This window comes from Pseudomonas grimontii (assembly GCF_007858185.1).
GTDB lineage: Bacteria > Pseudomonadota > Gammaproteobacteria > Pseudomonadales > Pseudomonadaceae > Aquipseudomonas > Aquipseudomonas grimontii.
The window spans coordinates 290,623-310,860 of sequence record NZ_VFES01000004.1 but is presented as its reverse complement, the minus strand read 5'-3'; the positions used below and the strand labels follow the sequence as shown (position 1 = coordinate 310,860).

Genomic DNA, 20,238 nt, shown 5'->3' with positions numbered 1-20,238 from the left:
CGCACCGCCCCTCCCACAGGAGATCACTGTGACTTCAAGATTGGAGTTATCCAGGCAACTTTTTAGACGGGGATTCTGGATCGCGGCGAGGCCATCCCGGTTGCGGTGATGGCCACCGCATAAGCAAAGACCTACAAAGATCCAAATGTGGGAGGGGGCTTGCCCACGATGAGGGAGTGTCAGTAGATGCATCTGTAACTGAATCACTGCCATCGGGAGCAAGTCGAGTCGTCGCACCGCCCCTCCCACGGGGTCCACTGTGATTTCAAATAACGGAGTTATTCATGCAACTTTTTAGTCTTCAGGGCCAAGTGGCCTTTGTCACCGGCGCCGGCAGCGGGATTGGCCAGGCTATCGCCGTCGGGCTCGCCGAAGCGGGCGCGGATGTAGCCTGCTTTGATCTTCCGGGCAGCCCCGGCATTGCCAGCACGGTAGAACGCATCCAGGCCCTGGGCCGTCGCGCCTTGGCGTTGAGCGGTACCGTCACCGAGCGCGCCGCCCTGGATGCAGCCGTCGCGCAAACCGAACAAGACCTCGGCCCACTCAGTGTCGCCGTCAACTGCGCCGGCATCGCCAATGCCCAGGCCGCCGAAGACCTGGAGCTGCAACGCTGGCAAACCACTCTGGACATCAACCTCACCGGTATCTTCCTCAGTTGCCAGGCCCAGGCCGCGGTGATGTTGCCGCGTGGCAAGGGCGCCATCGTCAATATCGCCTCCATGTCCGGCAGCATCGTTAACCGCGGGCTGTTGCAGGCGCACTACAACACCTCCAAGGCCGGGGTGATCCACCTGAGCAAAAGCCTGGCGATGGAATGGGCCGACAAGGGCCTGCGCGTCAACTGCATCAGCCCCGGCTACACCGCCACGCCGATGAACTCCCGCCCGGAAGTCGCCGACCAGGTGAAGATCTTTGAACAGACCACGCCCATGGGCCGCATGGCCAGCGTGGAAGAAATGGTCGGCCCGGCGATTTTCCTGGTCAGCCAGGCGTCGTCTTTCTGCACCGGTGTCGACCTGTTGGTCGATGGTGGTTTTGTCTGCTGGTAAGGAGTTTTGTCATGTCGCAACGTTTCAGCGGTAAAACCATCGTGATTACCGGCGCCTGCCGTGGCATTGGTGCCGGCATTGCCGAGCGCTTCGCCCAGGAAGGCGCCAACCTGGTGCTGGCCTCCAACGACCTGGAGCGTGTGACGTTCACCGCCGACCAATTGGCCCGGGAATACAACGTCGACACCCTGGCCCTGGGCATCGACGTGACAAGCGAAGACGACATCGAAACGCTCTACCGCGAAGGCCACGCGCGCTTCGGCAGCATCGACGTGTCGGTGCAGAATGCCGGCATCATCACCATCGACCACTACGACAAAATGCCCCGCGCCGACTTCGACAAGGTGCTGCAGGTCAACACCACCGGCGTGTGGCTGGGCTGCCGGGAAGCGGCCAAGTACATGGTCAAACAAGGCAGTGGGCGCTTGATCAACACCTCGTCCGGCCAGGGCCGCCAGGGGTTTATCTACACCCCGCACTACGCCGCGAGCAAAATGGGCGTGATCGGCATTACCCAGAGCCTGGCGCTGGAACTGGCGCGGCATAACATCACCGTCAACGCATTCTGCCCCGGCATCATCGAAAGCGAGATGTGGGACTACAACGACCGCGTGTGGGGCGAGATCCTCAGCACCGACGAAAAACGCTACGGCAAGGGTGAATTGATGGCCGAATGGGTCAAGAACATCCCCCTGCGCCGGGCCGGCAAGCCCTCGGATGTCGCCGGTTTGGTGGCGTTCCTGGCCTCGGATGACGCGGCCTACCTGACCGGCCAGGCGATCAATATCGACGGCGGCCTGATCATGTCGTAAGGGTTTGGTATCCTCACGGCCATTGTGTCAACAACCGAGGCTTTCATGAGCCAGATCGAAGAACAGCGCCTGATCACCAAGATCGCGAGCCTCTATTACGAAGAAGGGCTCAAGCAGTCCGAGATTTCCGCCCAGCTGGACCTGTCCCAATCCTTTATCAGCCGCGCCCTGCGCCGGGCACTGCAGGAAGGCGTGGTGAAGATCAGCGTGATGCGCCTGCAAGGCCTGCACCTGGAGCTGGAAAACCAATTGCAACGCCGCTACGACGTGCGCCAGGTGATCGTGGTGGAAGCCACCGAGCCCGGCAACGATGAAAGCATCAAGCAAGCCATCGGCTCGGCAGCTGCGCATTACCTGGAGACCAGCCTGTCGCCCCAGGACCATATCGGCATTTCGTCGTGGAGCAGCACCATTCGCGCCATGGTCGGCCACTTGCATGCCCAACCGGGCAAACAAGGTGCCCAGGAAGTGGTACAACTGTTGGGCGGCGTCGGCAACAAAGGCGCGTTTGAAGCCACCCTCCTCACCCAACGCCTGGCCACCCTGCTCAACTGCCCGGCGTATTTGCTGCCGTCGCAAAGCATCGAGCAATCGGTGCAGAGCAAGCAACGCATCGTGCAGATGGAAGAGGTCAAGGAGGTGCTGCAACGCTTTGACAGCATCACCCTGGCGATCGTCGGCATCGGCGACCTGGAACCCTCGCAGCTGCTGCGCAACAGCGGCAACTACTACACCGAGGACATGCTGCGCCTGCTGGCCGAGCGTGGCGCGGTGGGCGACATCTGCCTGCGCTACTTCGATGCCCAGGGCAAGCCGGTGCTGGAAGAAGATGAAGAATTCGTGGTCTCGGTGGCGCTGCCCAAGCTGCGCGGTATCCACCGCGTGCTCGGCCTGGCCGGCGGGCTGAACAAGGTCCAGGCCATTCGTGGCGCGCTCAAGGGCGGTTACCTGGACATCCTGATCACCGACCTGGACACCGCACAGGCCCTGAACCACTAACCCTATTTCTGGAGACTGCCGCTCATGACGTCCAAGCTCGAACAACTCAAGCAATTCACCACCGTGGTCTGCGACACCGGCGACCTCGAAGCCATCAGCCGCCTGCGCCCGGTGGACGCCACCACCAACCCGTCGCTGCTGCTCAAGGCCGCCGCCATCCCGGAATACGCCGAGCTGCTGCGCAATGCCGTCAACATAGCCAAAGGCGACGTCGGCCTGGCCTGCGACCACTTCGCGGTGTCCGTCGGTGCCGGCATTTTGAAGGTCATCCCCGGGCGTATTTCCACCGAAGTCGACGCGCGCCTGTCCTTCGATGAAGACGCGCTGTGGGCCAAGGCCAACCAGCTGATCGCCCTGTACGACCAGGCCGGTATCAGCCGCGACCGCGTGCTGATCAAACTGGCTTCCACCTGGGAAGGCATCCGCACCGCCGAGCGCCTGGAAAAAGCCGGCATCCAGACCAACCTCACCCTGCTGTTCTCCTTCGCCCAGGCCGCCGCGTGCGCCGATGCAGGGGTGTTCCTGATCTCGCCATTCGTGGGCCGCATCTACGACTGGTACCGCAAGAACACCGGCCTGGACTACACCGGCGTTGATGACCCAGGCGTGCAATCGGTGACGCGCATCTACAACTACTACAAGGCCAACCAGATCAACACCGTGGTGATGGGCGCGAGCTTCCGCACCCTCAGCCAGATCGAACAGCTGGCGGGTTGTGATCGCCTGACCATCAGCCCGGAGCTGCTGCAGAAGCTCGACGAAGACCAGGGCAAGCTGGAGCGCAAATTGGTGCCGGTGACCGAAGGCGAAGCGCGTCAGCCAATGAACGAAGCGCAGTTCCGCTGGGCCTCGAATGAAGATGCGATGGCCACTGAGAAGTTGGCGGAAGGGATTCGGCAGTTTGCGCGGGATCAAGAAAAGCTGGAACAACTTCTGGGTAACGTCTGAGCGCCAAAGGGCGCCGCTGCAACCGCTGGTCGGCACTGTCAATTATGACAGTAGACCCTGTGGCCCCCCTCTCTTAGTTTCAGATTGTCGGCAGTGTCCGAGACTGGCACTGATGGCAATCTGAAACTTGACGAGGTGCGACATGAAAGAATCAGTTCCCAACATGACAAAAGCAGTCAAGGCTCTCCCGCCAGATGTAGAGCCTGGCCAATCCATTCATCTCAACACCGAGGGCACTCATTCCTTGACCGGAGTTTTCGGTGTGACGTTCCAAGGCACCCCATCCTCGCAGTTCGGCGTGGAGCGCTTTGTAGAGGATGCGCTTTTCATTAACGTTCACCCTACGACCAAGCCAGGCGAATATGAGGTGTATGGTCGTTATGCGAGAGAGAGCACCTACCCTGTCGAAAAACACCATTGGGGCACAGTGACCGTAAAGGCCCCCAACAAGTAGTGCGCGAACATTTCTTCAAGGGGACCGGTCTATTCCAGACGGTTAAATTGATTCGTCCCCGTCCATCTGAGGTTTGGCGGCGCGGCGTTATTCCCGCATTGGGGCAACGGATTGCGCTGCCATGTTTTCAATCGGCATCGGCACCGATTTGACCGCGCCGTCGAGGTAGCGGTAACGGTAGTAGACACCGGCTGCGATTTACTCGATGTGATTGGACGCAGGTTGCAGGGGAGCATGGGGTAAATGAAAACGGGCGACCTTATGGCCGCCCTCTATGTCAGCTCTGGGCCTCACCCGTCCCAAACCGCCGAATCGCCAGGCAATACCCCACCAACGCCAGCACCGCCAGCAACCCGCCCGCCGCGCCGACCCAGGCATAGCCGAACTGGCTGCCGACCCAGCTGCCCATCAGGGCGCCGCCGCCGATGCCGATGTTGTAGATGCCGGAGAACATCGCCATGGCCACGTCGGTGGCGTCCGGGGCCAGCACCAGCACCTTCGATTGCATGGCGAGGCCGAAACCCATGATCGCCATGCCCCAGAAAATGCTCAGGGTCACCAGGTACGACTCCGCACCGCTCAACGGCAGCATCAGCGCCAGGCACGCGGCCAGGATAAACACGGCGCCGACCACGAACAGGTGGGGATTGAAGCGGTGCACCAGGCTGAACAGCAGCGAGCCGATGATGCCTGCGCCGCCGAACACCAGCAGGATCAGGGTCACCGCGCTGCCGCTCATGCCGGCCACGCCTTCGACGAAGGGTTCGATGTAGCTGTAGGCGGTGAATTGCGCGGTCACGGTCATCGCGGTGAGCACGTACAGCGCCACCAGCGCCGGGCGCTTGAACAGCAGCGGCAGGCTGCGCAGGGAGCCGGAGTTCTGGCTCGGCAGCAACGGCAAGGTGCGCGCCAGCCAGAACACCAGGGCGGCGGCGAAAGCACCGATCACCAGGAACGTGGTGCGCCAGCCCATGGCTTCGCCGAGCAGGCGGCCCAGGGGAATGCCCAGCACCATCGCCAGGGACGTGCCGGTGGCGAGCAGTCCGAGGGCTTGCACCTGCTTGCCTTCCGGCGCCAGGCGCACCGCCAGGGAGGCGGTGATCGACCAGAACAGTGCATGGGACAAGGCAATGCCGACGCGACTGACCATCAACAGGCCGAAGCTGGTGGCGACGCTGGACAAGATGTGGCTGGCGATAAACATGCAGAACAGCACGATCAGCAGCTTGCGCCGCTCGATGTTGCGGGTCAGCAGCATCACCGGCAGCGAGGTCAGGGACACGATCCAGGCGTAGATGGTGAGCATCAGGCCGACGCTGGACACGGGCATGTCGAAGCTGGCGCCAATCGCGCTGAGCAGGCCGACGGGGACGAATTCGGTGGTGTTGAACACAAACGCGGCCAGCGCCAGAGCGATGACCGGTTGCCAGTTGGCTTGGGGGGTTGCGGCTGAATGGCTCATTGAAGGGCGAGGTACTCTGGCGATGATCAGGCGGCCACCCAGGACAAGCGCCGCCGCCTGGCATTCTATAGGTTTCTCGGCCGTCTGTTGACGCTCATCCCCCTCAAAATACCCTCGGTTTTGTCACGGCGTGGTCACGGTAACCACGTACTTCCCCGGCAGAATCGGCTGGCCTGCGCAGCCCACCGGCACATACCGCTGGCCGGTGTCGGCACACCCCTTGACGTCCATCACCGGGACACTGCGCGCATTTGTCGCACCCCCGGATTCAACGGATCACGGATCCACCTGCCCCATCAGTTGCGGAATGCTTTCCGGCCGCTTGGCATAACGCTGCGCCAAGGCCGCACAGACCATCAACTGGATCTGGTGAAACAGCATCAACGGCAGAATCAGTACGCCCAGGCTCGCCCCGGCGAACAGCACCTGGGCCATCGGCACGCCAGTGGCCAGGCTTTTCTTCGAACCGCAGAACAGGATGGTGATGCGGTCTTCCTGGTTAAAACCAAAGGCCTTGCCCAGCACGGTGGACGCCACCAACACCAGCGCCAGCAACACGCAGCAGGCCACCACCAGACCGCCCAGTTCCCACAGCGGGATCTGGTGCCAGATGCCTTCGTTGACCGCTTCGCTGAACGCGCCGTACACCACCAGCAGGATCGAGCCCTGGTCGACGAACTTCAGCCAGGCTTTATTGCGCCCCACCCACGCACCGATCCAGCGGCGGGCGATCTGCCCGGCAATGAACGGCAGCAGCAGTTGCACGCTGATTTTCAGGATCGCATCGACCGTGGAGCTGCCTTCTCCGTGCACATTGAGCAACAGCGTCACCAGCAACGGCGTCAGGAAGATGCCGAACAGGCTGGAGGCCGCCGCGCTGCAGATCGCCGCCGGGATGTTGCCGCGCGCCAGCGAGGTGAAGGCAATTGCCGATTGCACCGTGGCCGGCAAGGCGCAGAGGTAGAGCATGCCCATGTACAGGTCTTTACCGATCAGCGGCGACAACAGCGGTTTGAGCGCCAGGCCCAGTAGTGGGAACAGCACAAAGGTCAGGCTGAACACCAGCAGGTGCAGGCGCCAGTGGCCGGCACCGGCGACGATGGCCTGGCGCGACAGCTTGGCGCCGTGCAGGAAAAACAGCAGCGCGATGGCCAGGTTGGTGACCCAGCCGAAGGCCACGGCGGTCTGGCCGCTGGCGGGCAGCAGGGAGGCGAGGATCACCGTGGCGATCAGGGTCAGGGTGAAGTTGTCGGGCAGAAAACGGGGGCGAGTCATAAGCGAATCTTCCGGGGTTGCCAAGAGCGTCATCGCGACTCTAACGTAACGGCTTGTTACCGACTAACGCCAATGAGCCAGTAAATGCCGCCTAAAGGACATGCCAATACCGTGCGCCGCAGTGTGCCTGGGCTTTCCAGCCTGCCACGGCCGGTGTATGGGCGCACTGAATCGCTGCCCAACCGCGCGCTGACCCGGCGGCACAGCCACCCGTGGGTGCAATTGTCCTACGCGATTTCCGGGGTGCTGGAGATCCAGACCAGCGCCGGCCGCTTCGTTGCGCCGCCCCAGCGTGCAGTGTGGATCCCGGCGGGCATGCCGCATCGGGTGTACAGCTCGCCCCATACCGAGATGCGCAGCCTGTACCTTGATTGCAGCGTCACCGCCTGGGCCGCAGAGCGCTGCCAGGTGCTGGAGGTAAGCAGCCTGCTGCGCGAGTTGATCCGCAGTTTCAGCGAGCTGCCGGTGGAATATGCCGAGGATGGCCCGGATGGGCGCTTGGCCCAGGTGGTGCTGGACCAGTTAGCGGCAGCGCCCCAGGTGGACCTGATGCTGCCCTTGCCGCTGGACCCGCGCCTGCGGCAAATCTATCGCAGCCTGAACCTGCACCCGGAACAGCAGACCACCCTGGGGCACTGGAGCCAGAAGCTAGGGGTGAGTGAGAAGACGCTGAGCCGGTTGTTCTTGCGTGACACCGGCCTGACGTTTCGGGCCTGGCGCCAGCGTTTAAGGTTACTGAGCGCCCTGCCCGCCCTGGAGCAAGGCGAGCGGGTGACGGATGTGGCGTTGAACTGTGGCTATGAGTCCACCTCGGCGTTTATCAACGCGTTTCGGCAGCAGTTCGATGCCACGCCGGGTGAGTTCTTCCGCTGACACTTCAAACGCTGAACGCGCCACAGTTACAGTGTTCCTCCTTAACTGACCGGTATTAGGGCAAGCCCCCTCCCACAAAGTTGAGCGTATTTCCAATGGGGATCGACGTTCAGCTGCCGTTACCGCCATGAGCCTCTTCAAAAAAGTAGTCCTTCCAGCTCGCCGCCTTGTTTTTCAGTACGCCCAATTCCTGCAATTTCTCGGCATAGATATAGGTACGCTGCGGCACGATGGTGAAGTCGATTTCCGGGTCCTGGACGATTTTTTCCACCAGGTCCAATGGCAGCTTCGACTGTTCTACGCGGATGTACGCCTTGGCCGCTGCGGGCTTGTCGGCCTTGATGATCTGCTCGGCTTCGGCCAACGCGGCGTAGAACGCCTGGTAGGTCTTGGGGTTTTCGTCGTGGAATTTCTGCGTGGTGTACAGCACGTTGAACGTCGCCGGGCCGCCGAGGATGTCGTAGGAACTGAGCACCTTGTGCACGTTGGGGTTCAACAGTTCCTGGTACTGGAACGGCGGGCTGGAGAAGTGCGCGTTGATCTCCGAACCACCGGCAATCAACGCGGCGGTGGCGTCGGGGTGCGCCAGGCTGATGGAGATGTCATCGAATTTCTTGTAGTTGGCATCGCCGAACTGCTTGGCGGTTTCGATCTGCAAGGTCCGCGACTGGAAACCCACGCCAGCGGCGGGCACGGCGATGCGGTCTTTCTCGCTGAAGTCCTTGAGGGTCTTCACCTTGGGGTTGTTGGTCAGCAGGTAGTTGGGCATCGAGCCTAACGAGGCGATGGCCTTGACGTTCTGCTTGCCCTTGGTACGGTCCCACAGGGTGAGCATCGGCGGCACACCGGCGGACACCACATCCAGGGCACCGGCCAGCAGCGATTCATTCATGGCGGTGGCGCCGGAAATGCTGTTCCATTCGACCTGGATGTCCAGGCCCTGGGCCTTGCCGTGTTTTTCGATCAGGTGCTGGTCACGCACCACATCGAGGATCAGGTAGCCGATACCGAATTGCTGGGCGATGCTGATCTTGCCCTCGGCCTGGGCACCGTGGCTGAGCAACGCGCTGGCGGCGACCAAAAGAGTCAGGGAGGAACGCTTGAAAGTCATGGGGAATCTGCCGCGTTTTCGAGAAGGTGATGGAGCGTAGCTGCGGTTTTTTAGACAGCAAAAGAATATCGGGGTCTATTGTTATGCAAATACCCCCAAAACGGCGCGCGGCTGGTATTGTGCCGCGCTTTGAAAAAACAGCCGCACACTGCGAGGAAATGCACGTTGAACACTGACGAAAAAATGACCGGGGACCTGTTCGAGGTGGATAAGCGCCTGTCACTCAAGCCCGTGGTGGACTTCAACAGCTACCTGCGCAGCGCCTTCGGCGATGGCGCGTGCACCTGCATACGTTGCGTCGCCAGTGGCGGTGATGAAGCCGGTTACGCGTTCCAGCACACGTTCAGCTTCGACGGCAAACCGACCCAGCGCCGCTTTGCCTCCACGGCGGGCAGTGATGTGTTGATGGCACTGAAAAAGGCCTGGTTGTCGTACACCAAGGCCGAGCTGCCTTCGAGTGGCGCGCTGGCGCTGGAGACGGTGAAGGAGTTTGTCGAACCGCAATTGCACAAGCGCCTGGCGCCTCTGTTTCTGGCCAGTGGTTTGGCCAAGGACGTGGACGGCGAGTTGCACCTGCAGCCACAAGCCACGGCCTGACGCCTTCTCCCTGAATCAAATCGTCGCGTAGATACCGTCTTATCCAGCACCGCGTAAAACCCCGTATCAGCTGCCGAGCCCCGGCGAGGCTGCGTCGGCCGCGACTCGAGCTTGAATCGGCAGCGCGCCTGACGCAGCCTCGCTTGCGCTCGGCAGCTGCTACGGGGGGTTGGCATTCGTAGCAGCTGCCGAGCCCCGGCGAGGCAGCGTTGGCCGCGGCTCGAGCTTGAATCGGCAGCGCGCCTGACGCAGCCTCGCTTGCGCTCGGCAGCTGCTACGGGGGATAGATGAGCGTCAGCGCAAACGGGTGACGGTGAGTGCCACCACTGCGATCCGCTCCACACGCTCATAGCCGGGCTTGGCCAGTTCTTCGCCGAACACATCGGGGTCCAGCTCGCGGTAGGTCCAACCAAACGCATCGCTGCCCAGCAACGGCTTGACGGCGGCCAGGAACGGGTCTTCCCCGGCGACAATCGCCACGCCGGTGTAGAGCACCAGGCTGCCGCCCAGGGCCAGGCGCCCAAGGGATTCGGCGGTGATGCGCACCGACAGTTGCTCGCCCAGGGCCCCGCCGCCATGCCGGTAGGCACGCTGGCGATCGTCATTCATATAAGGAGGGTTGGCGACGATCAGGTCGAACGTCCCTTCAACGCTGCCCAGCACATCGCTGTGGTACGCGGTGACGTTCGCCAGTCCGGCCAGCTCTGCATTCACCGCCGTCAGGCGCAGGGCGCGCGGGTTGATGTCCACCGCCAGCACCTCGGCGTCAGGCCGCGCCCGGGCGACCACCAACGCGCCTACACCGGCGCCGCAGCCGATGTCGACGGCGCGCTTGATCGGCTCGAAGCGCTGTTGCAAATGAGCTTCGATCAGGTGCGCAAACCGATAGCTGTCAGGCCCGAAAAACACCGCATCCGCTTGGGTGGTGGGGTACGCCGAGTGGGCAAACAGCAGGTCGTCCAGGCTTGACCAACGCACCGCACTGCGCCACAGCGCAGCGTGTTTTTCGACCACATCGGCCTGCTGCAGCTCCTCACGAAACGCCTCGGGCAACAGCTCGCCGTCAAACGGCAACGACCAGCCGAATACATCGCGCAGGTCCCTCGCCAACGGCGTCCCCATACGCTGAAAAAACCGTTCATGGGTCAAGGGCGTTGGCGTAATGAACCGGTAGCGACTTTCCTTCAAGCCTCGCCCCAGGTTCAGCAGGGCGCGGTCGGCGAGTTGTTGTGCAGACATGGGCGAATTCCTTAGCGCAGGCGCGCACGCAGTTGGATAAAGCGGCGAGTGGCATACAGCCCGGCGGGCGTACAGTGACGTCGCGCCGACAGCCACGGGATCAGCCCATTGAGCTGCTGCTCATCGGGCAGGTTCCACAGCGAATCCACCAACGCCTGGGTGTCCGGGTCGACCGGGCGGTGCTGCTCGCGGGAGAAGCGGCTGCCGCGCCCAGGCCTTACTGGCGCCACGCGTTGAGCGCTGATCCACTCGCCCGCGATCCAATCGCGCAGCAGCTGTTTCTCATAACCGCTGAACACGCCGAACATCGCCGCGCCCGCGCCTTCGATCAATTGCCAGAAGCGACTCTCGGCCGGATCCTGGTTGCGCTTGATCCAGCCCTTGTCTTCCAGGGCCTGGAGAAACGCGCCGATCTGCCCTGGCTGGGCCAGCCATTGGTTGACGGTCTTGCCTTCAAAGCGGCAGTAGTCCGAATGCATGTGCTGGCCGAAGGTGCGCTTGCGCTCAAGCATGGCAACCACTTCGTCCTGCAGGTTGAAGGGGTGGATAACGGCGTTGGTCCCCGGGCCGAGGTCATTCAGGCGATAACCCTCGGCCACCCGGCGGTAGAAGTCTTCCCTGCCCTCGCCCAATGGCAGCAGGTTCAACACCGATTGCGCGGCCTTGCAGGCGTGGCCGCTGCTGGCGTTGTCGATGGTGACGTGGAGGGTGAAGTAATACGGGTCGATGCCCAGCTCGCTCAACTCATACGCGGTGATGAGCAGGTGCAACGGCAGCTGCTCATAGCCCAGGTTGTAGCCGATGACCTCCGGCAGGAAGTCGTCGGCGCACAGGCCCAGCGCCAGTTGCAGGGCACCTTGCAGGTAATGGTCGTCCTCAAGGCCGGCGTCGCTGTCGGCATCATGCTCGCTGAGTAATTTGCGGTAGATCACCACATGGTTTTGCGCCGCTTCACCATCGCCCAACTCCTCGAGATAGGTGGTGAGCAAGCCGTCGAAGCGTGGGTCGTGCCAATAGCGCAGCAGGCCATTGAGCCAGGCACCGTCGACCTGTTTGGTCGGCGCCACACGCTGCAGGAAATACAACGCATGGGCTTTATTCTGGAAGTAGCGACGCGGCCGGCCCTGCTGGCGTTGCTCAAGGTAATCGGCATAGGCCTGGGCAACGTCGGCGCAGCGCTGTTCGATCCAGGCAGGCAGTTGTTCAGGTATCGGGGGCAGCTCACTGGGTGCGGCGCGCACGTGCGCCAATTGCGCGCGAACAAATGCCCGCGCAGCCTCTTCAGCGCCGGCGGTTTCGCCATACAGTTGTTGGTACAACCGCTGGTACTGACCCGGTTGTGTGATGGAGGCCGGTTGGCCCGACAGCGCTGTAAGAAGCGTCATGATGGCAGTTTCCGCAAAGTCCGATACAACCAGGCCTCCCGACATGGAGGCCCCGCAAGCGCGCTCAACACCACACGCGTCTAAAATGCAGAACCTGCGGGCATGCGGAAAATTCAATCGGGGTTGTGCGGGTGCGGATCAGTGGTCGCTGGTAGCCCACGCCACCCGAGGCACGGATAACCCAAGGTTCAAGGTCTAGACGCCCACCGGCACTGCCTGGAGGTTAGAAATCGAGGATGCGGGTGCCTGCAATCGTCTGGGCAAAGCCCACGCCAAACAGGTGTGCGGGGCTTTCAAAGCCGCTACGGCGCTCGCCGCCAAGCACCCGTCGCGCGGCTTCTACTGCGGCGAGGGGCGTGTAGCTGTAGCCATTGACGGTCTCGATCACCGAGCGCGCCACGCTGCCATCCGCGCCGGTCACTTCGGCGATGGCGCGGGCGCGATGGGCGTCACGCTCGCCCTGCGTGGGGCCGTCGGGCAGTTGCGACAGGTCACCCTCGGGGAAGGCGTCGCCACTGATGTGCACGAACATCGCAATATCCGGGATCGCGGTGGAATGCCAGGCGGTCACCAGGTCGCCGAAGGACAGCGGCGCGCACAGCACCGGGCCATCGCCAAAGTCCAATAGCTGGGGCTGGGCGTCCGGGGTCGCGATCAGTTGGCCGTCGACCCTTGCCATAACGCCCGCGCCGATGATTTCGCCAACGCTCAGCGCCGAGCCTCGAGACATCGAGCCCGGCACTTGCAGGGCGATGCGCAGCGATTGGGGCTGCCGCACGCGCTGGGCGACGTGCATGGCCAGGCAGTCGGTGGGCACGACGTCCCAGCCAACACCGGGCAGCAACATGACGCCGGCTGCGGCGGCGTCGGTGCCGAGTTGTTCGGCCAAGCGATAGACGTTGATCTCGGCGGTGATATCCAGGTAATCGACCCCGGCCTTGATACAGGCCTGCATCAATGTGCCCGCCGTGTGCGCGAAGGGCCCGGCGACATTGAGCAGCACATCGATACCGTCCAGGGCCTCAGCGGTAGGTGCCTGCGCGGTGAAGACGCGGTATTGCACGTCGAGTTGGGCCGCGAGTGGCGCCAGTCTTTCCGCATTGCGCCCGGCGATCACCAGGTCCAGGCCCAGTTTTTTGGCGTGTTCGGCGGCCATGCGCCCGGTATAGCCGGTGGCGCCGTAGATCATCAAGGTCTTCATAGGGTGTGCTGCCAGTTCTTGTAGACGAATTCGAGGCTGTACCCGTCCGGGTCCAGTACGTTGGCGGCGTAGTAATTGGGGTCGTAGTGCAAGCGTGCGCCGGGCGCGCCGTTATCGCGGGCGCCATGGGCCAGGGCGGCGGCATAGGCGGCGTCGACCTCGGCACGGCTGCTGGCGACGAACCCCACATGCACCGAACGGCCTTCAACGACACCCTCGCGCAGCCAGAAAAACATGCGGCCATGGGCTCCGAACCCTTTGAGATCCGGGTGACCGGCAGGCCCGTCCTTGCCATCGAAGTCATGACGAGCGGTGATGCCCAGGGGCGTCAGCGCGGCGGTGTAGAAACCCACGGAACGCGGGATGTCGCTGACTGAAAGAAAGAGATGATCAAGCATGCTGTAGCCTCGCGATTCAAATGATGTAGCCGCCCGCGACCTCAATTGTCTGGGCATTGATCCAGCGGCCTTCTTCCGACAGCAGCATGGCGATAACCCGTGCCACGTCTTCCGGTTCGCCTACACGGCCGAGGGCGGTTTGCCCGGCCAGCAGCGCTTCGAACTCATCGTTCAAGCCACCGCCCAGTTCGGTGCGGATGGCGCCGGGTGACACCGCGTTGGCACGGATACGGCGTTCGCCGAATTCCTTGGCCATGTAGCGGGTGAGCACGTCAAGGCCACCCTTGAACGCGGCATACGGCGCCACGCCGGCGGTAGCAACGCGGGTGGTGGCGCTGGTGAGGTTGACGATGCTGGCGTGTTCTTCCAGCAGCGGCAGCAGGGTCTGGGTGAGGAAGAACGGGCCCTTGAGATGGACGTTGAACAGGCCGTCGAATTGCGCTTCGGTCACGCTTTCAAGCGGGTTGAACAGGCCATAGCCGGCATTGTTGACCAGCCCGCCCAGGGTGTTCGCGCCCCAGGTGGTACGCAGGGTCTGCACCACGGCGTCACGGAACGCTGCGAATGTGCCGGTAGCGCTGACGTCCAGTTGCAGCGCCGCCGCTTTGCCGCCGGCCGACTCGATGCGCCTGACCACCGCACGTGCCGCCTCGGGGTTGCGGTTGTAAGTGAGGATCACGCCGTGACCTTGGCGGGCACACAGTTCGGCGGTGCTGGCGCCGATACCACGGCTGCCTCCGGTAATCACGATAACGCTCATGGCTTGCTCCACTGTCGAAAAGTCGAGTGACCACAATAGCCACCGCCCTCCCCTGTGACGCAGCCGTTCCTACTCCAATCCTGCCTGTTTCTGCTTTTTGCTTGCGCAAGGTCTGCAGGAAGGCACAGCATGGCCAGCATGAATACTCAATTGATCGAACTGCGCACCCTGGCCGCCAAGGCCGAAAACCGCCGCACCGAGACCGGTATCCCGCGGGTGGCGATGGTTCAGGGCGAGATTCCTGAGCATATGCTCGCGGCGGTGTATGACCCGATGATCAACCTGATCCTGCAGGGCAGCAAATCCCTGACGGTGGGTGACCGCACGCTCCATTACGACCCGGCGACGTATTTTGTGATGTCCATCGAGTTGCCCGCCGTGGGCGTGGTCAACCCGACGAGTACGGGCGAACCCTACCTGGCGGTCAGCCTGACCCTGGACCCGGCGGTGCTCACCACCTTGCTCAATGACCTGCCCGCGCCAAGCGGTCGCGGAAAACAGGACGCGGGGTTTTCAGTGGCGACGGTGACGCCTGCGTTGATGGACGCCTGGGTGCGCATGCTGCGCCTGATGGGCGACCCGGTGGCCATCGCGGCCTTGGCGCCGGTGTATGAGCGGGAAATTCTCTACCACGTGCTGCAAGGTCCCCATGGCTGGATGCTGCGGGAAATCGCCGCGCCGGATACCGCCCTGGCGCGGGTCAGCCAGGCGATCCAGTGGATACGCCGGGACTATGCCGAACCGATCCGGGTGGAGGCCTTGGCACAGAAGGCGGTGATGAGTGTTTCGGCCTTTCACCGGCACTTCAAGGCGGTGACCAACTTGAGCCCGTTGCAGTACCAGAAACGCGTGCGCCTGTTAAACGCGCGCATGTTGATGTTGGCCAGCGCAAGCAGCGTGACCAAGGCGGCGTTTGAAGTGGGGTATGAAAGCGCGACCCAGTTCAGCCGTGATTATGCGCGCGTGTTCGGGCTGCCACCGGCGCGGGACACGGCGCGGATCCTGGCACAGAGCAAAGGACAGTGAACACCGGCCAGCGCTCAACTTCACTTATACAAGATCGCCTGATGGATATCCCCCAGCGCCATGATGCGCTGGGCCGCGTTGAGCTTGATGGCTTCCTTGGGCATGCCGAACACCACGCAACTGGCCTCGTCCTGGGCCACCGTGGCGGCTCCGGCCTCGAGCATCTCCTTGAGTCCGCGCGCGCCGTCGTCGCCCATGCCGGTCATGATAATGCCGGTGGCGTTCCTGCCGGCGAACTTGGCCACCGAGCGAAACAGCACATCCACTGATGGCCGGTGCCGGTTGACCAACGGTCCATCAATGACCTGGGCGTGATAATAGGCGCCGCTGCGGGTGACCATCAGGTGCTTACCGCCTGGGGCGATCAGCGCCAGGCCTGGCAGGATGCGGTCGTTGTTGCGCGCTTCGCGCACCTCGATCTCGCACACGCTGTTGAGGCGCTCGGCAAACGAGGCGGTGAATTTTTCTGGCATGTGCTGCACGATCACCATGCCTGGGCACACCCTCGGCAATGCCGTCAGTACTGCCTCCAACGCTTGCGTACCGCCGGTAGACGTGCCGATGGCGACGATACGTTCGGTGGTCTGCGCCATGGCATGGCCATTGGCGGCGGGCAGGATCGCATCGGCGGTGAGCTTGCTGGCCGGTGCCAGTGACGGCGCCGGGCTGGCGCTGCGCTTGCCCAGGTTCCTGACGTTGGAGTTCGCTGCGGCGCGGATCGCTGCCACCAACTCGGCCGCCGACTCGATCAGGAAACTCTTCAACCCGGTGGAGGGCTTGGTGATGATTTCCACAGCGCCCGCCGACAGCGCCTGCAGGGAGGTTTCCGCGCCTTTCTGGGTCAGCGAGGAACAGATCACCACCGGCGTCGGCCGCTCGCTCATGATTTTCTTGAGAAAGGTGATGCCGTCCATGCGCGGCATTTCTACGTCCAGCACGATCACATCCGGCCATTCCCGGGCGAGCTTGTCCATGGCGAAAATCGGGTCGGAGGCGGCGCCCATGACGTGGATATCCGGCGTATCGCTGAGAATCGCCAGCAGTACCTGGCGCACCACGGCCGAATCATCGACGAGCAGCACACTGATTTTTTTGGTAGGCATCTTGTTGAAGTATTCCCATTGGTTGGTGCCGGACCCAGACGTTGCCGTTCCACAGGTCGAACATGATCGTGCGGTAACCGGTACTGCCCATGTCCTGGGCCGTCAGGTGCAGGTGATAGTGCTCAGCCAGGTCCAGCGCCGCGCGAATATTCAGGCTGGCCACATCCTGCGTTGGCAGGCGGCGCTGCTGCTCGGGAAACATCTTGCCGCCGCCGAACAACTTGACCTGGTAATCCCGTGCATGCGTGTCATTGACCTCGGCGTGGCGCAGCAGCAGTTCCAGGGCTTCGTCGGCATATCGGCCATCCAGGGGCTGATGGTCGCGCAGGCGCCCCGGCAGCATGAAGTGACACATGCCGCCGATCAGCCGTTGCGGGTGCCAAAACGTGATCGCCACGCAGGAACCGAGCAAGGTGCGCAGGCGCGTCGACCGCGTCGCAAAGCTGACCTGCCCAGGTGCCAAGACCACTTCGGCCGTACCGACAGGCTTTTTCATGGCTTGCGATAAATCGACGGCGCCACCAGCTTCAAGGTGTCATTGACGCCGTGGAGGCTTTCCGAGTGACTGATGATCAAGTAGCCGCCGGGCTTGAGCAGCGGCAGCAGGCGCGCGACCACCTGGCTCTTGGTTTGCTGATCGAAATAAATCATCACGTTGCGCAGGAAGATCACCTCGAATTCCCCCAGGGCGGGCAGCGCTTCGTTGAGGTTGACCTGGACAAATTTGACGCGGTTACGCAAGGCCTTGTCGATCAGGAAGGTGCCCTCCTGGCGGCCAACGCCCTTGAGGCAGTATTTGGTCAGCAGCGGCTGGGGCAATGTCTCGGTGCGTTCCATGGAGTAATGGCCAGTGCGCGCTTTGGCCAGCACTTGGGTGCTGATGTCCGAGCCGGTCACTTCCCAGGGCGTGCTGCCAAGGCTTTCGGCCAGCGTCATCGCCAGGCTGTAGGGCTCTTCGCCCGAGGAACTGGCCGCGCTCCACACGCGAAACACCTTGCCCGGCGCGGCATGGGGCAGCACCTGCTGACGCAGGAACTCGAAGTGCTTGGGCTCGCGAAAAAAATAGGTTTCGTTGGTGGTCAGCAAATCCAGTGCAACCTGCAGTTCGCCCTTGCGCTCACCATTCATGATCAGCTTGAAATACTCACCATAGCTCTGCAGCTCATAGTGCTTGAGGCGCTTGAACAGGCGCCCGGCCACCAGGGCTTTCTTGGCCGGCGACAGGTTGATACCGGCCGCGCGGTACAGCCAGGTCTGGAACTGACCGAATTCACGATCATCGATGGAGGCGGTGTCTGGCATGATCGGGCCTCAACGCGGGTCGAGGTCGAGGGCCGGCGCCTGGCCACCCTCGGCGAGGCTGGACATCTCATCGATGGACAGCACCTTGTCCACCTCCAGCACGATCACGAACTTGCCGTCGACCTTGGCCATGCCGCTGATGAAATCAGCGCGAATGCGCGCGCCGAAACTGGGCGGCGGCTCGATTTGCGTGGCCGGGATTTCTTGCACGGCAGACACCGTATCGACCAGCAGCCCGATGTCCTGGGGCTGGCCATTTTCGCTACGCGCTTCGATGATGACCACGCAGGAGCGCCGAGTGATCGCCGAGTTGGCCCGCCCAAAGCGTGCCGACAGGTCCACCACCGGCACCACCGCGCCGCGCAGGTTGATCACCCCGCGCACGAAAGCGGGCATCATCGGCACCACGGTCAGGCTGCCGTATTCGATAATTTCCTTGATCCCCAGAATGCCGATGGCGAACATTTCGCCGCCGAGCATGAAGGTCAGGTACTGCGCATCCTCATCTACCGCCACCGCGGTCTGCCGAGTCGTCATTACTGCGCCCATGTCACTCTCCCTAGTAGGCCGTATTGATCGTGCGATCAGAAGCGGGTGAAATCCGCTTCGTCCGGGGCACTGGCCATGGTGTAGGCGAACGCCTTGCGCTGCGCCGGTGGTTTTGGACGTGGCACCTGACGGTTGGGCTTGCTGCCAGGGCTGTCCACGCTGCTGTTTTGAACCGCGGCCTTGGGCGCTGAATCCAGCACGAAGAAGCTCATGGCCTGTTGCAGTTGCTCGGCCTGGCTACTCATTTCTTCGGCCGTGGCCGCCAGTTCCTCGCTGCTCGAGGCATTTTGCTGGGTCACCTGGTTGAGCTGGGTCATCGCCGTGTTGATCTGCGCGACACCGGCGGCCTGTTCCTCGGACGCGGCGCTGATTTCCTGCACAAGGTCGGACGTTTTGTTGATGGAAGGCACCATTTCGTCGAGCAACTTGCCGGCTTTCTCGGCCATGTCCACGCTGCTGGAGGACAGTTCACCGATTTCCTGGGCGGCTACCTGGCTGCGTTCGGCCAGCTTGCGCACTTCGGCGGCTACCACGGCGAACCCCTTGCCGTGCTCGCCGGCCCGAGCGGCCTCGATGGCGGCATTGAGCGCGAGCAGATTGGTCTGGTAGGCGATGTCATCGATGATGCTGATGCGCTGGGCGATTTTCTTCATCGCCACCACCGTCTGCTGGACCGATTCGCCGCCCTCGGTGGCTTCCTTGGCGGCCTTGCTGGCCATGCCATCGGTGACCTTGGCGTTTTCGGTGTTCTGGTTGATGCTGGCGCTCATCTGCTCGACCGACGCACTGGTTTCCTCGACGCTAGCGGCCTGTTCACTGGTGGCCTGGCTCATCGATTGCGCGGTGGCGCTGACCTCCTCGGAGGCACTGGCCAGGTTATCGGCGGCATTGCGCACTTCACCGATGATATGTGCCAGCTTGCCGACCATGTTGCGCATGGCGTTGAGCACCATGCCGGTTTCATCTTTCCCTCCGGGCTCGATGTGCGCGTTAAGGTTGCCTTCGGCCAATTGCTCGGCGGCGCTCGCGGCCTGGCGCAACGGACGGGAAATGATCCGTGCGATGAATATCGCCAGGCCCAGGCCGATCAACAGGGCCGCGACCAGTACCGCGATGATCGACAGGCGGGCGCTTTCATACAGCGCCGAGCCCTTGTCACCCGCGGCAGTCGCACCGGCGTCATTGAGCTCGACCATTTTCTGCAGGCGGGCGGTCATCTCATCGAAATGCCCCTTGGACTCTCCCCTGAGCAAACCGCGCGCCTGGTCTTCCTGGTTCTGCCGGGAAAACTCAAGCACCTGCTTGCTGCTTGCAAGGTAGGCATCCCAAGCGCTTTTGACGCTGGTCAGGAGCTGCCGATCTTCATCGTTCGACAGCAATTGCTCGTAGGTACCCATGCGGGTTTCGAACTGTTGGCGCACTTCGGCGGCTTCGCGTTCGGCCTGGGCCTTTTCCTCGGCAATATCGGTACCGATGTGGCGGTTTTCTTTCAAGCGATAGCTGGCGGCAAAAAAACGCATACCGGCTGCTGCGCGCATGGAGGGCATCCAGTTGCCCTTGATGTCCTGGGCGGCCTGGTTCACGGCACCAAGCTGAAGGATGGCGAAGCCGCCCATGCCCGCAGTGAGCGCCAAAACCACCAGGAATGAGCAGATCAACTTGGTGGAAATTTTTAGATCGTAGAACCATTTCATC

At 62.5% G+C, this 20,238-nt stretch carries 21 protein-coding genes; 8 read left to right on the top strand and 13 right to left on the bottom strand.

Features of this window, described 5'->3' with window-relative positions:
- The first annotated feature begins 269 nt into the window (after positions 1–269).
- The 5 genes from FIV39_RS09885 (at position 270) to FIV39_RS09865 (ending at position 4,262) form a co-directional block, all read left to right on the top strand.
- The gene (locus FIV39_RS09885) at positions 270–1,049 is read left to right on the top strand and encodes an SDR family oxidoreductase (RefSeq protein ID WP_315899136.1); all 780 of its coding nucleotides are present in this window, start codon (positions 270–272) and stop codon (positions 1,047–1,049) included.
- Positions 1,050–1,060: 11 nt separating this feature from the next.
- Positions 1,061–1,861, top strand: coding sequence for an SDR family oxidoreductase (locus FIV39_RS09880; protein WP_090402961.1), 801 nt, complete (start codon positions 1,061–1,063; stop codon positions 1,859–1,861).
- A 45-nt stretch (positions 1,862–1,906) separates the two neighbouring features.
- Positions 1,907–2,860: a sugar-binding transcriptional regulator gene (locus FIV39_RS09875; RefSeq protein ID WP_090402959.1), complete on the top strand. Its 954-nt coding sequence runs from the start codon at positions 1,907–1,909 to the stop codon at positions 2,858–2,860.
- Positions 2,861–2,884: 24 nt separating this feature from the next.
- Positions 2,885–3,808 carry a transaldolase gene (tal, locus tag FIV39_RS09870; protein WP_090402956.1) on the top strand — a complete coding sequence of 308 codons (924 nt, stop codon included), beginning with the start codon at positions 2,885–2,887 and terminating at the stop codon, positions 3,806–3,808.
- Between the two features lie 142 nt (positions 3,809–3,950).
- Positions 3,951–4,262 (top strand): hypothetical protein, encoded by a 312-nt coding sequence (locus FIV39_RS09865; RefSeq protein ID WP_143513861.1) that lies wholly within the window; start codon positions 3,951–3,953, stop codon positions 4,260–4,262.
- Positions 4,263–4,539: 277 nt separating this feature from the next.
- Here FIV39_RS09865 and FIV39_RS09860 read toward each other — a convergent pair whose 3' ends face one another.
- Both FIV39_RS09860 and FIV39_RS09855 read right to left on the bottom strand, forming a co-directional pair.
- On the bottom strand, positions 4,540–5,724 hold the full coding sequence (locus tag FIV39_RS09860; RefSeq protein ID WP_090402953.1) for a sugar transporter: 1,185 nt from the start codon (positions 5,722–5,724) through the stop codon (positions 4,540–4,542).
- A gap of 276 nt (positions 5,725–6,000) precedes the next feature.
- Entirely contained in the window at positions 6,001–6,999 is a 999-nt protein-coding gene (locus FIV39_RS09855; RefSeq protein ID WP_090402952.1) for a bile acid:sodium symporter family protein, read from the bottom strand.
- Positions 7,000–7,083: 84 nt separating this feature from the next.
- On the opposite strand from FIV39_RS09855, the gene FIV39_RS09850 reads away from it, so the two are divergent.
- Positions 7,084–7,872, top strand: a complete 789-nt coding sequence (locus tag FIV39_RS09850; protein ID WP_074847098.1) for an AraC family transcriptional regulator — start codon at positions 7,084–7,086, stop codon at positions 7,870–7,872.
- 109 nt (positions 7,873–7,981) lie between these two features.
- On the opposite strand, the gene FIV39_RS09845 is transcribed toward FIV39_RS09850, so the two are convergent.
- On the bottom strand, positions 7,982–8,983 hold the full coding sequence (locus tag FIV39_RS09845) for an ABC transporter substrate-binding protein (protein ID WP_090402950.1): 1,002 nt from the start codon (positions 8,981–8,983) through the stop codon (positions 7,982–7,984).
- 165 nt (positions 8,984–9,148) lie between these two features.
- On the opposite strand from FIV39_RS09845, the gene FIV39_RS09840 reads away from it, so the two are divergent.
- Positions 9,149–9,580 carry a hypothetical protein gene (locus tag FIV39_RS09840; protein WP_090402948.1) on the top strand — a complete coding sequence of 144 codons (432 nt, stop codon included), beginning with the start codon at positions 9,149–9,151 and terminating at the stop codon, positions 9,578–9,580.
- Positions 9,581–9,874: 294 nt separating this feature from the next.
- Here FIV39_RS09840 and FIV39_RS09835 read toward each other — a convergent pair whose 3' ends face one another.
- The 5 genes from FIV39_RS09835 to FIV39_RS09815 all read right to left on the bottom strand — a co-directional run bounded on the left by FIV39_RS09835 (position 9,875) and on the right by FIV39_RS09815 (position 14,563).
- Positions 9,875–10,819 carry a N5-glutamine methyltransferase family protein gene (locus tag FIV39_RS09835; protein WP_090402946.1) on the bottom strand — a complete coding sequence of 315 codons (945 nt, stop codon included), beginning with the start codon at positions 10,817–10,819 and terminating at the stop codon, positions 9,875–9,877.
- 11 nt (positions 10,820–10,830) lie between these two features.
- Complete coding sequence (locus FIV39_RS09830) at positions 10,831–12,204, bottom strand: iron-containing redox enzyme family protein (RefSeq protein ID WP_090409914.1); 1,374 nt, start codon at positions 12,202–12,204, stop codon at positions 10,831–10,833.
- A gap of 223 nt (positions 12,205–12,427) precedes the next feature.
- Positions 12,428–13,405: a saccharopine dehydrogenase family protein gene (locus FIV39_RS09825; RefSeq protein WP_090402945.1), complete on the bottom strand. Its 978-nt coding sequence runs from the start codon at positions 13,403–13,405 to the stop codon at positions 12,428–12,430.
- A complete protein-coding gene (locus FIV39_RS09820) occupies positions 13,402–13,803 on the bottom strand; it encodes a VOC family protein (RefSeq protein WP_090402943.1) in 402 nt (133 codons plus the stop codon). Before FIV39_RS09820 ends, FIV39_RS09825 begins: the two co-directional genes overlap by 4 nt.
- Positions 13,804–13,819: 16 nt before the next feature.
- Positions 13,820–14,563, bottom strand: a complete 744-nt coding sequence (locus FIV39_RS09815; RefSeq protein WP_090402941.1) for an SDR family NAD(P)-dependent oxidoreductase — start codon at positions 14,561–14,563, stop codon at positions 13,820–13,822.
- 138 nt (positions 14,564–14,701) lie between these two features.
- Between FIV39_RS09815 and FIV39_RS09810 the strand changes: the two genes are divergently transcribed.
- Positions 14,702–15,589 carry an AraC family transcriptional regulator gene (locus FIV39_RS09810; RefSeq protein ID WP_186731510.1) on the top strand — a complete coding sequence of 296 codons (888 nt, stop codon included), beginning with the start codon at positions 14,702–14,704 and terminating at the stop codon, positions 15,587–15,589.
- A 20-nt stretch (positions 15,590–15,609) separates the two neighbouring features.
- On the opposite strand, the gene FIV39_RS09805 is transcribed toward FIV39_RS09810, so the two are convergent.
- The 5 genes from FIV39_RS09805 to FIV39_RS09785 are packed head-to-tail and all read right to left on the bottom strand — an operon-like array spanning position 15,610 to position 20,237.
- Positions 15,610–16,692 carry a protein-glutamate methylesterase/protein-glutamine glutaminase gene (locus FIV39_RS09805; protein WP_090402938.1) on the bottom strand — a complete coding sequence of 361 codons (1,083 nt, stop codon included), beginning with the start codon at positions 16,690–16,692 and terminating at the stop codon, positions 15,610–15,612.
- Positions 16,655–17,188, bottom strand: a complete 534-nt coding sequence (gene cheD, locus FIV39_RS09800; protein ID WP_090402936.1) for a chemoreceptor glutamine deamidase CheD — start codon at positions 17,186–17,188, stop codon at positions 16,655–16,657. The genes FIV39_RS09805 and cheD overlap by 38 nt, the downstream gene beginning before the upstream one ends.
- Positions 17,185–17,994: a CheR family methyltransferase gene (locus FIV39_RS09795; protein WP_090402934.1), complete on the bottom strand. Its 810-nt coding sequence runs from the start codon at positions 17,992–17,994 to the stop codon at positions 17,185–17,187. Before FIV39_RS09795 ends, cheD begins: the two co-directional genes overlap by 4 nt.
- A 9-nt stretch (positions 17,995–18,003) precedes the next feature.
- Complete coding sequence (locus FIV39_RS09790; RefSeq protein WP_090402932.1) at positions 18,004–18,543, bottom strand: chemotaxis protein CheW; 540 nt, start codon at positions 18,541–18,543, stop codon at positions 18,004–18,006.
- A 35-nt stretch (positions 18,544–18,578) separates the two neighbouring features.
- Positions 18,579–20,237, bottom strand: a complete 1,659-nt coding sequence (locus FIV39_RS09785; RefSeq protein WP_090402930.1) for a methyl-accepting chemotaxis protein — start codon at positions 20,235–20,237, stop codon at positions 18,579–18,581.
- Position 20,238 lies beyond the last annotated feature (1 nt).